15 protein-coding genes are annotated in these 14,101 nt (G+C 73.7%); 7 read left to right on the top strand and 8 right to left on the bottom strand.

Annotation, left to right across the window (positions count from 1 at the left end; genetic code table 11):
- Positions 1-142: 142 nt before the first annotated feature.
- Positions 143-544 carry a MerR family transcriptional regulator gene (locus U5C87_RS04120; RefSeq protein ID WP_330475380.1) on the bottom strand — a complete coding sequence of 134 codons (402 nt, stop codon included), beginning with the start codon at positions 542-544 and terminating at the stop codon, positions 143-145.
- Positions 545-561: 17 nt separating this feature from the next.
- Positions 562-1,803, bottom strand: a complete 1,242-nt coding sequence (locus tag U5C87_RS04115; RefSeq protein WP_330475379.1) for an MFS transporter — start codon at positions 1,801-1,803, stop codon at positions 562-564.
- A 71-nt stretch (positions 1,804-1,874) separates the two neighbouring features.
- Here U5C87_RS04115 and U5C87_RS04110 point away from each other — a divergent pair, with 71 nt between their 5' ends.
- A complete protein-coding gene (locus U5C87_RS04110; RefSeq protein ID WP_330475378.1) occupies positions 1,875-2,441 on the top strand; it encodes a CGNR zinc finger domain-containing protein in 567 nt (188 codons plus the stop codon).
- A 132-nt stretch (positions 2,442-2,573) separates the two neighbouring features.
- On the opposite strand, the gene U5C87_RS04105 is transcribed toward U5C87_RS04110, so the two are convergent.
- Complete coding sequence (locus U5C87_RS04105; protein WP_330475377.1) at positions 2,574-3,575, bottom strand: NAD-dependent epimerase/dehydratase family protein; 1,002 nt, start codon at positions 3,573-3,575, stop codon at positions 2,574-2,576.
- Between the two features lie 62 nt (positions 3,576-3,637).
- Positions 3,638-4,075 carry a MerR family transcriptional regulator gene (locus tag U5C87_RS04100; RefSeq protein WP_330475376.1) on the bottom strand — a complete coding sequence of 146 codons (438 nt, stop codon included), beginning with the start codon at positions 4,073-4,075 and terminating at the stop codon, positions 3,638-3,640.
- A gap of 60 nt (positions 4,076-4,135) precedes the next feature.
- On the opposite strand from U5C87_RS04100, the gene U5C87_RS04095 reads away from it, so the two are divergent.
- Positions 4,136-5,068, top strand: coding sequence for an NAD(P)/FAD-dependent oxidoreductase (locus U5C87_RS04095; protein ID WP_330475375.1), 933 nt, complete (start codon positions 4,136-4,138; stop codon positions 5,066-5,068).
- A gap of 33 nt (positions 5,069-5,101) precedes the next feature.
- Here the strand turns inward: U5C87_RS04095 and U5C87_RS04090 are convergent, their stop codons facing one another.
- Positions 5,102-5,545 carry a hypothetical protein gene (locus U5C87_RS04090; protein WP_330475374.1) on the bottom strand — a complete coding sequence of 148 codons (444 nt, stop codon included), beginning with the start codon at positions 5,543-5,545 and terminating at the stop codon, positions 5,102-5,104.
- 218 nt (positions 5,546-5,763) lie between these two features.
- On the opposite strand from U5C87_RS04090, the gene U5C87_RS04085 reads away from it, so the two are divergent.
- Complete coding sequence (locus tag U5C87_RS04085; protein ID WP_330475373.1) at positions 5,764-7,098, top strand: aminopeptidase C; 1,335 nt, start codon at positions 5,764-5,766, stop codon at positions 7,096-7,098.
- A 43-nt stretch (positions 7,099-7,141) separates the two neighbouring features.
- On the opposite strand, the gene U5C87_RS04080 is transcribed toward U5C87_RS04085, so the two are convergent.
- Positions 7,142-7,735 (bottom strand): dihydrofolate reductase family protein, encoded by a 594-nt coding sequence (locus U5C87_RS04080; protein ID WP_330475372.1) that lies wholly within the window; start codon positions 7,733-7,735, stop codon positions 7,142-7,144.
- Positions 7,736-7,818: 83 nt separating this feature from the next.
- Between U5C87_RS04080 and U5C87_RS04075 the strand changes: the two genes are divergently transcribed.
- On the top strand, positions 7,819-8,736 hold the full coding sequence (locus U5C87_RS04075) for an amidohydrolase family protein (protein ID WP_330475371.1): 918 nt from the start codon (positions 7,819-7,821) through the stop codon (positions 8,734-8,736).
- A 7-nt stretch (positions 8,737-8,743) separates the two neighbouring features.
- On the opposite strand, the gene U5C87_RS04070 is transcribed toward U5C87_RS04075, so the two are convergent.
- Both U5C87_RS04070 and U5C87_RS04065 read right to left on the bottom strand, forming a co-directional pair.
- Positions 8,744-9,871 carry an alpha/beta hydrolase family protein gene (locus tag U5C87_RS04070; protein WP_330475370.1) on the bottom strand — a complete coding sequence of 376 codons (1,128 nt, stop codon included), beginning with the start codon at positions 9,869-9,871 and terminating at the stop codon, positions 8,744-8,746.
- Between the two features lie 169 nt (positions 9,872-10,040).
- Positions 10,041-11,171: a glycoside hydrolase family 76 protein gene (locus tag U5C87_RS04065; protein ID WP_330475369.1), complete on the bottom strand. Its 1,131-nt coding sequence runs from the start codon at positions 11,169-11,171 to the stop codon at positions 10,041-10,043.
- Positions 11,172-11,317: 146 nt separating this feature from the next.
- Here U5C87_RS04065 and U5C87_RS04060 point away from each other — a divergent pair, with 146 nt between their 5' ends.
- From U5C87_RS04060 to U5C87_RS04050, 3 genes are read left to right on the top strand one after another with little or no spacing between them, the layout of a single operon-like run.
- Complete coding sequence (locus U5C87_RS04060; protein ID WP_330475368.1) at positions 11,318-11,713, top strand: YciI family protein; 396 nt, start codon at positions 11,318-11,320, stop codon at positions 11,711-11,713.
- Between the two features lie 13 nt (positions 11,714-11,726).
- Positions 11,727-12,965 (top strand): RNA polymerase sigma factor, encoded by a 1,239-nt coding sequence (locus U5C87_RS04055; protein ID WP_330475367.1) that lies wholly within the window; start codon positions 11,727-11,729, stop codon positions 12,963-12,965.
- Complete coding sequence (locus U5C87_RS04050) at positions 12,962-13,876, top strand: alpha/beta fold hydrolase (protein ID WP_330475366.1); 915 nt, start codon at positions 12,962-12,964, stop codon at positions 13,874-13,876. Before U5C87_RS04055 ends, U5C87_RS04050 begins: the two co-directional genes overlap by 4 nt.
- Positions 13,877-14,101 lie beyond the last annotated feature (225 nt).

Raw genomic sequence — 14,101 nt, 5'->3', positions numbered from 1 at the left:
GGCAAGGTCGGCTCCTGGTACGTGGGGGCGACACGGCATACCTCCTCGTCGGCTCTCGCCGGGGAGGGAACGGTCGCGGGGTCCGGGACGACGGTGTCCGGGTGGCTGTGAACTGCTCTGGGCTTCTGAACTGCTGTGTGGCTCAGTCGAGCTCGTCGCCGAGCTGGCGCGCGAAGGCCTCGGCGCTCTCGACGCGCTCGCGCAGGCGGCCGAGCTGCTGCTCGACGAGGGCGTGGTAGGCGCGCAGGCGCTCGGTCAGCTCGCCGCGCCGCGCCGTGCCGAGGCGGGGGCGGCCCAGCTCGTCACGGATGTCGATGAGGTCGCGCATCTGCTCGAGCGTGAAGTCGAGCGGCTTCATCCGCTTGATGAGCAGCAGGCGCTCGACGGCCAGCTCGGAGTAGAGGCGGAAGCCCCCGGGGCTGCGCTGCGGCTCGGGCAGCAGCCCGACCTCCTCGTAGTGCCGGATCGTGCGGAGGCTGAGGCCCGTCCGGTCCGCGACGTCGCCGATCTGCAGCAGGTCGGCGGACACTCGAGACTCTGGCACGACGAGGAACCCTACCCTCACGTGAGGGTAGGGTCCAAACGCGGCCGGCCATGCCGGGCGCGCAGCACTGCCGACGCGAGGAGCACGAGCGCCGCTGCGCCGAAGGGCGCTCCGGGGGCGTATGCCGTGCCGAGCGTCGTGAGGACGACCGGTGCGACCGAGGTGGCGAGTCCCCACGTCAGTCCCAGCACGGCGAGGTAGGTGCCGCGCGCGTGGTCGGGAGCGAGGGTGCCGGCGCGCGCCATCGTCGTGGCGATGACGAGCAGGCTGCCGATGTCGAAGGCGATGAGGCCGGCGGTCAGCCCGAGCGGATGGGTGGCGAGCGCGATCGTGCCGAGGCCTGCTGCGGCGACGACCTCGCCGACGAGGAGGACTCCCCGCTCGTCGGTGCGGCGGCGCAGCGCGGCCGCGACCCAGGCGCCGGGGACGCTCGCGGCTGCGCCGGCGGCGAGGATCCATCCGGTCGTCGCCGGCGCGAGGCCGCGCTGCTCGACGAGGAGCGGCACGCCGAGGACGACGAGCATCGTCACGGTGGCGACGACGGTGCCGAACGCGACGACCGGGCGCAGTCGCGGGTCCGTGAGGGCGCCGGCCCACCGGGCCCGGGACGACGTCGGGCTCGCCGGCGAGTCGTCCGTGCGCGCGGTCGCGTCCGACCCAGCGGTCCCTGCGGGGATCCGGGTCCCCACGAGCAGCGCCGCGGCGACGCAGGTGACGGCGTCGACGACGAAGAGCCACCGGAGCCCGAAGCCCGAGACGGCGGCGGCGACGAGACCGGCCAGCACGCCGGCGACGGCGAGCGAGGCGTTGAGGGCGGAGTAGGCGAAGGCGCGGTCGCGCGCGGGGACGAGGTCCGAGACCAGGGCCTGGGTGGGTGGCTCGACGATCTCGTAGGCGAGACCGAGCAGCACGGCGCCGACGAGCGTCCAGGTGACCGTCGGTGCCGCTGCGACGACGAGCTGGGCGACGGCACAGCCGAGCAGGCCGAGGACCATCGTCGACCGGTGGCCCCAGCCGTCGGCGAGGTGTCCCCCGAGGAGGCGCGACGGGATCGTCGCGACGCCGAAGCAGGTGAGCGCGAGGGCGGTCTCGCCGGGGCCGGCCCCGAGCTCGCGCACGAGCAGCACGCCGAGGAAGGCCATCGAGAAGCCGCCGAGCCGATTGACGCAGCGCGCGGCGATGAGCACCCACAGCCGAGCCGGCAGGGAGGACCGTCGGGAGGGTCGTCGAGCGAGCAGGGCTCGTGGAGTGGCGCTCACGGGAGATCATCCTGACTGTCGAACTACACTTTGGCAGTCATGAACCTACGATCGGACGGGTGACTGGTCAAATGAAGTTCGACAGTCACGTCGAGCGGCTCCTCGATGTCACGGTGGCGCTCGTCAACCTCGCGACCCCCGGCGAGGCCCGCGGGACGGCATACGCCCCTCCGGTGGGGACGGACCTCGTGCGGGCGGTGTCCGACGCGACGTCGACCCCCGACCGGCGCTCGCGACCCACTGCGGCGCAGGCCGAGGCCCTCCTCGAGGTGGTGCCGCAGGCGCGCGCCGTCTTCGAGACGGCGGCGCGCGACGACCTCGGCACGGCCGCCGGCATCGTCAACGACCTGCTCGAGTCCACCGCCGCGCGTCCGAGGCTCGACCCCGATGCGGAGGGGCGTTTCCAGCTGCACTTCCACGGGCCCGACGACGGCTACGTCCGCGGGTGGCAGGCCGGTCTGGCCTCGGGTCTCGCCGTGGCGCTCGGCAGCGACCTCGGCGGGCGGCTCGGCGTGTGCAGCGCGCCGGCGTGCGACCGCGTCTACGTCGACGGGTCGAAGAACGGGACCCGGCGCTTCTGCTCGACCCAGTGCCAGAGCCGCGTCAAGGCCGCCGCCCATCGCGCCCGCACCCGCTGACGCTGCGACCCACGCGTGCCTCACCCGCCGTCGAGTGGCCCCGTCGTCACACCGGTGCGTGGGAACGGTGTCGCAGGTGTCGTGTCGCGTGTGACGACGGGGCCACTCGACTGGTGGTGGCGTCGGGGCGGGTCAGGTGGCGGTGCGAGCCGCGTGGGCGGCCCAGAGGCGGGCCTCGGCGGCGGCGTCCATGGGCCCGCCGCCGCGGTTGGTCGGCCGCTCGGGCAGCCCCTCGCGCTGGAGCCACCCCCACGTGTCGGCCACCGTCTCGGTCATAGGCCGGCAGCGCAGTCCGGCCGCCGCGGCAGCCGACGTGTCCAGCGCGTGCAGCCCGGCCAGCTCGCCGGTGGGTGGCACCCAGATGGGCAGCTCGGTCCACGGCTCGACGCCCGCGGTCTCGACGGTCTCGGGGTCGAGCCAGACCAGCTCGGCGTCGCCGCCCGTCACGGAGCGCACCTGCTCGAGCAGGGCGCCGGTCGTCGTGTGGCCCGGCGCGCTCACCGTGTTGAAGGTGCCGATCGGCCGCGACCCGAGCACCCAGTCCGCGATGTCCCGGGCGTCGACGAGCTGCAGCGCCCGGTCCCGCGGCCCCGGCGCCGGCACGCGACCTCCTGCGGCGATCCGCCTGAGCCAGAAGGGCAGCCGGCCGACCATCTCGTACGGGCCGAGGATGAGCCCGGCCCGGGCGATCGCGACGTCGCCGTCGAACTCGGCGAGGACCGCGAGCTCCCCGCCCCGCTTGGCGGCAGAGTAGTCCGAGGCGTCCTGCGAGCCGGCGTCCGCGTCGACGACGGGTGCGCCCTCGTCGGACCCGGGCACGATGGGCCAGGTGTAGACCGAGCACGACGAGATGTACGTGTAGTGCGAGGCGCGTCCGCGAAGTAGTCGCGCCGAGGTCTGGACCGCGACCGGCGCCGCCGACCACGTGTCGACGACGGCGTCCCACTCGTCGTCGCCCAGTGCCGCGCTCAGCGCGTCGGGGTCGAGCCGGTCGGCGTGGCGGGCCTCGGCGCCCTCGACCGGCGTGCCGCTGACGCCGCGGGTGACCGTCGTGACGTCGTCGCCGCGGGCGACGGCGGCCTCGACGAACGCGCGACCGACGTGGTGGGTGCCTCCGAGCACGAGAAGTCTCATGGGCCCGATCCTCGCCGGGGACCGGCGTCCCGCCAAGGACCCTTCGCTCTCGGCGTGAGCGGCTAGGACCAGTCGGTGATGCGAGCCGTCGGCGCCCGGCCCTCGGTCAGGTCGGCGACGTGCTGCGAGAAGCGCGGGCACGCGACGATGTCGTGGGCCCGGCAGCGCAGCGCGTGCTCGGTCATCTCGCGCGACCGCTCGATCGAGCGGGCCCGCTCGGCCAGGTCCCGCAGGTGCGCCTCGAGCACCTCGTGCCGGCCCTGCGCCTCGCCGTCGAGCAGCACCCCGATCTGCTCGAGCGACATGCCGGCGGCCTTGTTGCGCAGGATGACTGCGACACGGACGAGGTCGCCGCGCCCGTAGCGGCGGTAGCCGGACGCGTCGCGCTCAGGCGCCAGCAGCCCGAGCGTCTCCCAGTGCCGCAGCACGTGGGTCGGCAGGTCGAAGCGGGCCGCCAGCTCGCCGACGGTCCAGGTCTCCTCGCGCGTGCTTGCCTTCATGTCGACCTGAAGGTACACGCTGGGCTCAGACCGGCATCCGACCTCGCCCGAGGAGATCCCATGGACTCAGACCCGAACACTGACCAGCGCACCCAGCTCCACACCGAGGTCGCCGTCGTCGGCGGCGGCCCGGCCGGCCTCCAGGCCGCCCTCAGCCTCGGCCGGATCCACCGCGACGCCGTCCTCTTCGACGACGGCACCTACCGCAACGCGACGGTCAGCCACATGCACAACGTCGTCGCGCACGACGGCACCCCGCCGGCGGAGTTCCGCACCGACGCGCGCAGGCAGCTCACGGCATACGACACCGTCACGGTGCGGGAGGAGCGGGTCGAGGCGATCGAGGAGGTCGACGGTGCGTTCCACCTGCGCGCGGCCGACGGCACGACGCTGACCGCGCGAGCCGTCGTCCTCGCGACAGGTGTGCGCGACGAGCTGCCGCCCGTGCCCGGCATCGAGCAGCTCTGGGGCGACCTCGTGGCGCACTGCCCGTTCTGCCACGGGCACGAGCTGAGCGGCGGGCGGGTCGGCATCCTCGGCGCCGCCGTGGCCCCGCACCTGTCGGCGATGCTGGGCCGCATCGCCTCTGAGGTCGTCGTCCTCACCGACGGCGAGGAGCTGCCGGCGGACTGGCAGGACCGGCCGACCGTGCGCACCGAGCGGGTCGTCGCGGTCGAGCGGCACGACGGGGGCGTACGCGTCGTGCTCGCGGGTGCAGACGGCGAGCAGGTGCACGAGCAGGTCGCCGGCCTCTTCGTGCGGCCCGCGCTGCACCAGTCGGCGCCGTTCGCGGAGCAGCTCGGGCTCGAGCTCAACCCGTCGGGCGGCGTGCGCATCGACGAGTTCGCGCGCACGAGCCGCGAGGGCGTCTTCTGCGCCGGGGACATGGCCCACCTCGCGGCCTACCCGATGCCGATGGCCTCCGTCGTGGCTGCTGCGGCGGCAGGTCAGCTGGCGGCCTCGGCGGCGATCATGTCGCTGCTGTCGCACTGACCGCCGCACCGACCACAGCGCTGACGGGGCCTCCTACAGGCGGGCCTCGGGTCGGCGCAGGCGTCGGCGCACCGTGCGGGCGATGTCCCACAGCCACCAGGCCAAAAAGGCGCCCGCCGCGACCAGGTAGGCGGCGATGAGGACCCAGAGGTCGGAGCCCGGCACGTGCACCTGCGCCGGGCTCGACTCGCCCAGGTAGACGACGGACACCCGGTCGCCGACCGCGCCGTCGCCGTCGAGGTGCGCGTCGGGGAGCGTCACGCTGCCGTCGGTGCTGACGTAGCGGCCGAACGGTTGGCAGCCACCCCTCGTGCACTGCTCGCGGGTGACCGTGACGGTCCCCGGCAGGCCCTCACCCCGCGAGGCGGCGAGGGCGGGTCCGAGGGCTCCGGCGCCGACCACGAGGGCCGTGAGCGCCATGATCGGGATGAGGATGCGGAGCACGCCGACGCGACCCACCCAGCCCAAGACCGACACCGCGGCAACGTAGCACCGGCTCCGATGCAGCGTGGCGGGCGGTCCGCGCGCGCCCCTGCGGACGGACGCAGCGGGCTGTGACGAGGCGCTGAGCCGACGGGAGTCGGGAGGGAGGTGCCGCGACGGGACGGGACATCGACGAGCAGGTCGGAGCGCCCGATCGGGCGGGACCCCCGGCATACGATGCAAGGATCCCGAGAAGCTCGAAGGAGTGGCCCATGCCGCACGACCTCGCCCCCGACCTCGTCGAGCGCCTCACGAAGGCGTTCGAGGCCGACCCCACCGCCCGCATGCTGCAGAACGCCGTCACGACGACCTCGGTCGACGACATCGCCCTCGACCGCCGGGTCGTGACGGGCATCGACCACTCGGTGTCGCACCTGCTCGACGACTGGGCCGCGACGTCGCAGGAGAAGAGCGGCCGCTGCTGGCTCTTCGCCGGCACCAACCTGCTGCGCGCCGGTGCGCGCGCCAAGCTCGGCGTCAAGGACTTCGAGTTCTCGCAGAACCACCTGCTCTTCTGGGACAAGTTCGAGAAGGCCAACCACTGGCTCGAGTCGGTCATCGCGACGGCCGACCGCGACGTCGACGACCGCACCGTCGCCCACCTGCTCGCGACGCCGGCCGAGGACGGCGGGCAGTGGAACATGTTCGTCGCGCTCGTCGTCAAGCACGGCCTCGTGCCCAAGGTCGCGATGCCCGAGACGAAGAGCTCGAGCAACACGCGCCTGATGAACCGCGACATCTCGACGATCCTGCGCCAGGCGGCACGCGACCTGCGCGCCCAGGCGGCCGACGGCGCCTCCGAGGCGGACCTGCTCGAGACCAAGGAGCAGGTGCTCGCCTCGATCCACCGCCTGCTGAGCATCCACCTCGGCACGCCGCCCGAGTCGTTCGTCTGGCAGTGGAAGGACACCGACGGCGGCTTCCACCGCGACGGCGCCATGACCCCGCTCGAGTTCGCCGAGCGCTACGTCACCGTGCCGCTCGAGGACTACGTCTGCCTCGTCAACGACCCGCGCGCCACCAGCCCCTACGGCCGCACGTTCACCGTCGAGCACCTCGGCAACGTCGTCGGCGCCCCGCCCGTCACCTACCTCAACGTCGAGCCCGACCTCATGAAGTCCCTGGCGGCGCAGGCGATCGTCGGCGGCGAGCCCGTGTGGTTCGGCTGCGACACGGGCCAGATGTCGCACGCCGACCTCGGTGTCTGGGACGCCGCCCTCTTCGACCACGCCGCGCTCTACGGCACCGAGCCGAGCCTCGGCAAGGCCGACCGGCTGCTCCACCACGAGTCGCTCATGACGCACGCCATGCTCTTCACCGGCGTCGACCTGCACGACGACGTGCCGCGGCGCTGGCGCGTCGAGAACAGCTGGGGCACCGAGAAGGGCGACAAGGGCTTCATGACGATGAACGACTCGTGGTTCGGCGAGTTCGTCTTCGAGGTGGCCGTGCGCCGCGACGCGCTGCCGGCCGAGCTGCAGGAGGCGCTGGACCAGGAGCCGATCGTGCTGCCCTCGTGGGACCCGATGGGCGCCCTCGCCGGCTGACCCGGCTCCCGTCCGGCTCGAGTCGACGAGCGCGCTGCCGCCCTCAGGCGGTGGCGCGCTCGTACGTCAGGATCACGGTGTCGCCGACCGCGGTGTGCTCCGTGAGCCGCCACGCGTGCGGGCTGAACTCCGCGCCGCGGCCGAGCAGGGGTATGCCGTCCCCGACCGTCACGGGGCCGACCTTGACGACGAGCCGGTCGATCTCGTCGACCAGCGCGGCGGCGAGACGTCCGCCGCCGACGAGCCAGAGGCCCTGGCCGTCCTCGGCCTTGAGGCGCCGGACCGCCTCGACGGGGTCGTCGGCCGTGATCTCGACGGAGGGGTCGTCCCCGCGCGGGAGGGTCGTCGAGAAGACGACGTGCCGCAGGTGCGGGTAGGCGTTCGTGACGCCCGCGTCGAGGCCGACCTGGTAGGAGCCGCGGCCCTCGAGGACCGTGTCGAAGTGCCGCCACGGGCCCTGGATGCCGAGCGCCTCGTGGGCCATGGCCGGCAGCGTCTCGGGGTACTCCTCGACGAGGTGGGCGACGTACTCCGGGGAGATGGGCCAGAAGCCGCCCGGTGCCGATGGGTCGCTGCCGTCGGGTCCGGCGATGAAGCCGTCGATCGTCGAGGCGATGAGGTAGGTCAGGGTGCGCACGGGCGGAGTCCTGTCGTTGCGGGTCTTCGTCAAGGGTCGTCCGGGCCGTCCACCCTGCCACACGGTCGCCTACGCTGCGAGACGTGACGACGGCTGACGCGACCACGACGACGCCGGGCCCGGCGACGGATGCCGAGGTGCCGTCCTACCTGCGCTCCCTCGGGCTGCCGGGGCTCGCGGACATCCACGTGCACTTCCTGCCCGACTCGATGCAGCGCAAGGTGTGGGGCTACTTCGACGAGGCCGAGAAGCACTACGGCGCGCCGTGGCCGGTCACCTACCGCGACGACGAGGCGCAACGGCTCGACACGCTGCGCACCTTGGGGCTCAAGGCGATCCCAGCGCTGGCCTATCCGCACAAGCCCGGCATGGCGCAGTGGCTGAACGACTGGTGCGCCGACTTCGCGCGGCGCGTGCCCGATGCCGTGCACTGCGCCACCTTCTACCCGGAGCCCGGTGTCGGCGACTACGTGGCCACAGCGCTCGACGACGGTGCGCGCCTGTTCAAGATGCACGTCCAGGTCGGTGACTTCACTCCCGACGACGAGCGGCTCGAGCCGGCGTGGGCGCACCTCGAGGCTGCACGCGTGCCGGTCGTCGTCCACGCCGGCTCGGCGCCGCTGCAGGGCACGCACACCGGCCCGGCGGCGGTGCGCGAGGTGCTGCGCCGGCATCCCGACCTCGTGCTCGTCGTGGCACACCTCGGCATGCCGGAGTATCACGAGTTCGCCGACCTCGCAGACGAGTTCGCAGGGGTGCACCTCGACACGACGATGAACGGCACCGACTTCACCAACCGCTTCGCGCCCTTCCCCGACGGCTACGTCGAGCGCCTCGCCGGCCTGCGTGACCGGGTCGTGCTCGGCTCCGACTTCCCGAGCATCCCCTATGCCTACGCCCACCAGCTCGAGGCGCTCGCGCGGCTGGGTCTCGGTGACGACTGGATGCGGGCGGTGCTGTGGCACAACGGTGCCCGCCTGCTGGGGCTGTCCGATAGCTGAGCAGCTCTCAGGTCAGGTGCTTGGCGAGGAAGGCCTCGGTGCGCCGGATCGAGGTGTCCCACTGGGGTGAGGTCAGCGTGTGCCGGCCGCCGGGATAGACGTCGAGCTCGACCGACTTGCCCTTGGCCCGCAGCGCCGCGACCGACTCGCGCGACCACGCGATGGGGCAGTCCTCGTCGGCCGTGCCGTGGTGGATGAGCAGCGGCTCGGTGATGCGCCCGAAGTAGGTCCGGGGGCTCGTGGCCGCCCACGCGGCCGGGTTCGCCTCCGGGGTGCCGAGCCGACCGATGACGGCACGGGCCGCGCCCGCACGGGAGGTCTCGCGCCGCACCCACTTGTCGAAGTTGTCGACGGTGTCGGAGCTCACCGGGGCGTAGGCCACGGCCGCGCGGAAGAGCCCGGGCCGAACGACGAGCACGTTGTAGACGACGCCGCCGCCCATCGAACGTCCGATGAGCGCGACCCGGTCGGGGTCGACGTACGAGGCCTTCTTCAGCGCGAGTCCGGCGTTGATCGCGTCGACGGTGTAGCCGGCGCGGAGGTTCGCGTCGTTGCGCGGGTCCTTGTCGGACTGCGCGTGGTTTCGGTAGTCGATGTGCAGCGTGACGTAGCCCTGGCGCGCGAGGCGGTCCCGCTCGCGAAGCATCGTCTCGCCGTTGGTGTAGACCGCCGGGTCGACGTAGCCGTGCGCGAGGACGACCGCCGGGAAGGGGCCCTTGCCGCGCGGGATGTTGACGCGCCCGGAGATGCGGAGGCCATTGCTCTCGTAGGTGACGAAGTACTGCCGGTAGGCGCTCGTGCTCCCGCGCTCGCCCCCGAGCCGCAGGTCACCGGGGTCGTAGCGGTTCGCGATGAGCGCCGCGATCGAGGCCGGGTCGGGCGCCGGCTTCGTCTCCGAGGGTGCCGGCGTGCTCGTCGTCGGCGCCTTCGTCGGGGTGGTCGCGCTCGTCGGAGGCGGCGGGGCGGTCTGGGTGGGGCCGGCCGACGTGCTGGCGTATGCCGTGGGGCGCGGTCCCGTGGTCCCGTCGCCGCCGTCGTCGCTCGGCCCCGGGGTGGAGCAGGCGCCGAGCAGCAGGCCGGCGGTCAGGCCGGCGACGGCGGTGACCGCAGCGGTGGCGGATCGGCGGGTGCGCACCCCTCGAGTCTCACCCGGGAGCGGCGCGATTCCCAGCCCGCTCCCAGCCTTCGTGCCCGAAGCGAGACCTGCCCGGCCGTCCGACGACCGTTGGTGCAGCCCGCCCGGCGACGCACCGCGCGACACGCGGAGATCGCGTCTGCCGGCATACCAACGGTCGTTCGTCGGCTCAGGGGAGCGTGGCGGCGGCCTCGAGGACGGTCCACGCCTGCAGCTGCGGCGACAGCTCGAGCGGCGGCGCCGGCGGGCGTCCGCCCGGCTCGACGGGGAAGACCGACGGGTCACGGGCACCCGCGACGGGCAGGCTGCCCCGACCACGCCACAGTGCGTCGGCCGTGCCGGAGACGAGCTGCCCGGCGGTGTCCCGCGCCGCCGCGTCGAGCGCCGGGGCGGCGGCCGCGAGCGCGAGGTGGCGCGCGAGGATGCCGGTGAAGAGGCCACCGTCACCGCCGCCGTGCGTGCGCAGCACCCGCACCCCGTCGACCTCGACGGTCAGCCTCGCGTCGACCGCGGCGACGAGCGCCGCGGCCCGGGCGAGGCTCTGGGGGTCACCGAGCGTGACGAGGGCGCCGAGCACCGTGCCCTGGTTGTAGGACCACACGTCGGGGACGAGCACCTCGGCGCCACCCTGCAGCCGGATGCCGTCGAGCACGAGCCCGCTCTCCGGCGACCACAGGCGCGCGTAGAGCCAGTCGACGAGCCTGCGGGCCTCGTCCGTCTCGCCGAGCCGCGCGAGGTGGAGGGCGGCCGGACCGGTCGCCGGGCTGTTCTTGAAGTCGCGGTCGCGGCTCCAGAAGAGGCCGCCGCCGAGGTCGTCGGTGTGCGCCGACCGGAGCTGGTCGGTGAGGTGGCGGTCGGCCGAGCGAAGGCGCCGGCGCCGGGCCGTGCGTCCGATCGCGTCGTGCAGGAGCCGGAGCCGGCCGGCGGCCAGGGCGAGCCACGCCATGTCGTCGTAGAAGTCGTTGGTCCAGCGCACCCGGTTGCGCAGCCGGATCGTGCTCAGCAGCCGGTCTCCGCGAGCCGCACGCTGGGCCGCGCCGGCCGGGTCGCCGGTCCGGAGCGCGCGGAGGCCGGCGTCGACGACGGCGTCGAGGTAGTGCGCCTGCCACCAGTAGTGCCACGTCCCGCGGAGGCCGCCGAGCGTGCGCGGCCCGGGTGCGGGGTGCACGATCCGGGCGAGGTGCGTCAGCGGCACACCGCCCAGCGAGCCGGCGAAGAGCGCCGTCACGGACCGCTCGGCCTCGGCGGCGCGGTCGTCGAGGGCGGTCGGGCGGTGGGGAGGGACGTCGCCGGCGGACACGCAGCGACGCTACCCCGAGCCGATCCGGACACCGGTGTGGAAGGGTCGGCAGCGGTGTCGAGATCGCGCCGCCCGCTCCGACGTCCCGGACGACACAGCGATGGCGAGGCCGCGCGACGGCGTGACGGCGTGACGAGGGAGTCGAGATGAAGTACCTGCTGATGATCTGGAGCAACCCGCAGACGTGGGGGCACCCGATCTTCCTGCGCACTCCCGAGGCCGCGGCCATGACCGACGACGAGCGCGCCGGGATGCTGCGCGACTTCGAGGAGCTCATGGCCGAGATCAGCGAGTCCGGTGAGCTCGTGACCGCCCAGGCGCTCGCCGACCCCTTGACCGCTCGCAGCGTGCGGGTGCGCGACGGCGAGAGCCTCGTCACCGACGGGCCGTTCGTCGAGTCGAAGGAGCAGATGGCGGGCTACTTCGTCGTCGACTGCGCGACGCCGGAGCGGGCCGAGGAGATCGCGGGGCGCTTCCCCGACGCCCGCTTCGCCGCCGTCGAGGTGCGACCGCTCATGGGCGGATCGGCCGAGGACCTCTGAGAAGGCTTGTGGCGTGGGCGCATCCGTGGTGACCGACGAGCTGTGGCGCAGCGTGCTGCCGCAGGTCATCGGTGCGCTCGTGCGCCGCTACCGCGACTTCGGCCGCGCCGAGGAGGCCGCGCAGGAGGCGCTGCTCGCGGCTACGGCCCAGTGGCCCGAGGAGGGCGTGCCTGACGACCCCAAGGCGTGGCTCATCCGCGTCGGCTCGCGGCGCCTCATCGACGGGCTGCGCAGCGACGAGGCGCGCGAGCGTCGTGAGCTCGCCGATGCGACGAGGGCGCCTGCCGACTCCCTGGTCGCACCGCCTGCGTATGCCGTGGGGCCGGCCGATCGCGACGACACCCTCACGCTGCTCCTCCTCTGCTGCCATCCGGCACTGGCCCCGGTCGCGCGGATCGCCCTGACGCTCAGGGCCGTCGGCGGACTGACGACGGCCCAGATCGCGCACGCGTTCCTCGTGCCCGAGGCGACGATGGCCCAGCGGATCAGCCGCGCCAAGAAGCAGATCCGCGACGCTGGGGCCGAGTTCCGCATGCCGCCCCCGGATGACGTGGCGGCACGGCTGAGGGAGGTCCTGCACGTCCTCTACCTCGTCTTCACCGAGGGCCACACTGCGAGCAGCGGTGGTGAGCTGCACCGGGTCGACCTGACGGCAGAGGCGATCCGGCTCGTCCGCCAGGTGCACGCCCTGCTCCCCGACGACGGTGAGGTGACCGGCCTGCTCGCCCTCATGCTGTTGACCGAGGCACGCCGCCCGGCCCGCACGAACGCCGCCGGTGAGCTCGTCCCGCTCGCCGAGCAGGACCGTTCTCGGTGGGACGCGGCATACGTCAGCGAGGGCGTCGCCCTCGTCAGCGACGCGCTGACCCGGACCAGGCTCGGGCCCTACCAGGTGCAGGCGGCCATCGCGGCCGTGCACGACGAGGCGCCGTCGGCGGCCGAGACCGACTGGGCGCAGGTGCTGGCGCTCTACGGGCTGCTCGAGCAGCTCGCCCCGGGGCCGGTCGTGAGCCTCAACCGGGCCGTGGCGCTCGCCATGTTCGAGGGCCCGGCGGCCGGGCTCGCCGTGCTCGACGACCTCGAGCAGGACAAGCGCCTGGCCCGGCACCACCGGCTGCACGCGGTGCGCGCACACCTGCTCGAGATGGCCGGTGACACCGAGCAGGCCCGCGTGAGCTACCTGCTCGCGTCACGCCTGACGACGAGCATCCCCGAGCAGGACCACCTCCGACGAAAGGCCGAAGGACTGTGACCGACACCCCGAGCACCCCGAGCACCCCGAGCACCCCCGTGACCGTGATCGAGAGCGACGTCGACCTCGGCGACGGGCACGTGCTGCACGTCTACGACACGGGGGACCCGGGAACCCCGGGCGTCGAGCCGCTCGTCGTCGTCTGGCACCACGGCACGCCCAACATCGGCGCGCCGCCCCGGCCGCTCTTCGAGGCCGCGGCCCGGCTCGGCGTCCGGTGGGTGTCCTACGACCGGCCCGGCTACGGCGGGTCGACCGCTCGCCCAGGTCGAGACGTCGCCTCGGCGGCGCGCGACGTGGCTGCGGTCGCCGACCACCTCGGCGTGGGTTCCTTTGCGGTGATGGGCCACTCGGGCGGTGGCACGCACGCGCTCGCCCCGGCGGCACTGCTCGCCGACCGGGTCCGCGGCGTCGTCAGCGTCTCGCCGGTGGCGCCGTTCGGCGCGTCCGGGCTCGACTGGTTCGCCGGCATGGCGCCGGGCGGAGAAGCGTCGCTGCGGGCTGCCGCGGCAGGGCGGGAGGCCAAGGAGGCGCACGAGGCCGCCGCCGCGCAGGTGCCGGAGGGCGAGGTCGACTTCGGGTTCGTGCCCGCCGACGAGGGGGCCTTCTCCGGGCCGTGGGGCTGGTTCGGGTCGGTCGTCGGCCCGGCCATGGCTGCCGGACCGGCTGCGCTCATCGACGACGACCTCGCCTACGTCTCCGACTGGGGCTTCGACCCGGCGGACATCGCGGCGCCCACTCTCGTCGTGCACGGCGCCGCCGACCGCATGGTGCCGGCGTCCCATGGCGAGTGGCTCGCCGGAGCCATCCCGGGCGCCGAGCTCTGGCTCCAGCCCGGCGACGGCCACATCTCGGTGCTGCGCACGGCCGAGGACGCCCTGACCTGGCTCGCCCGAGCGGCCCGCGCCTGACTCCTGACCCCTCACCTCGAACGGGCGGTGGGGTTGAAGGCCCAGAGGGTGTACTCGTCGAGCCACCGGACGATCGATCTGAGGCGGTTCATGGCTCCTCCTTCGCGGGATCACGACAGACGACCCCACGGCGGCCTCATCGCATGCACTCCGCGATCCCCGCGAAGCCGTCATCACCCACGCTGCACCCCCGACGTTGCGCCTCGGTGAGATCGGCGTGACAGC

The organism is Terrabacter sp. C0L_2 (assembly GCF_036352015.1).
GTDB classification, from domain to species: domain Bacteria; phylum Actinomycetota; class Actinomycetes; order Actinomycetales; family Dermatophilaceae; genus Terrabacter; species Terrabacter tumescens.
Note: the sequence above shows the minus strand (reverse complement) of the source record. Positions and strands in the feature narration are given on the sequence as shown.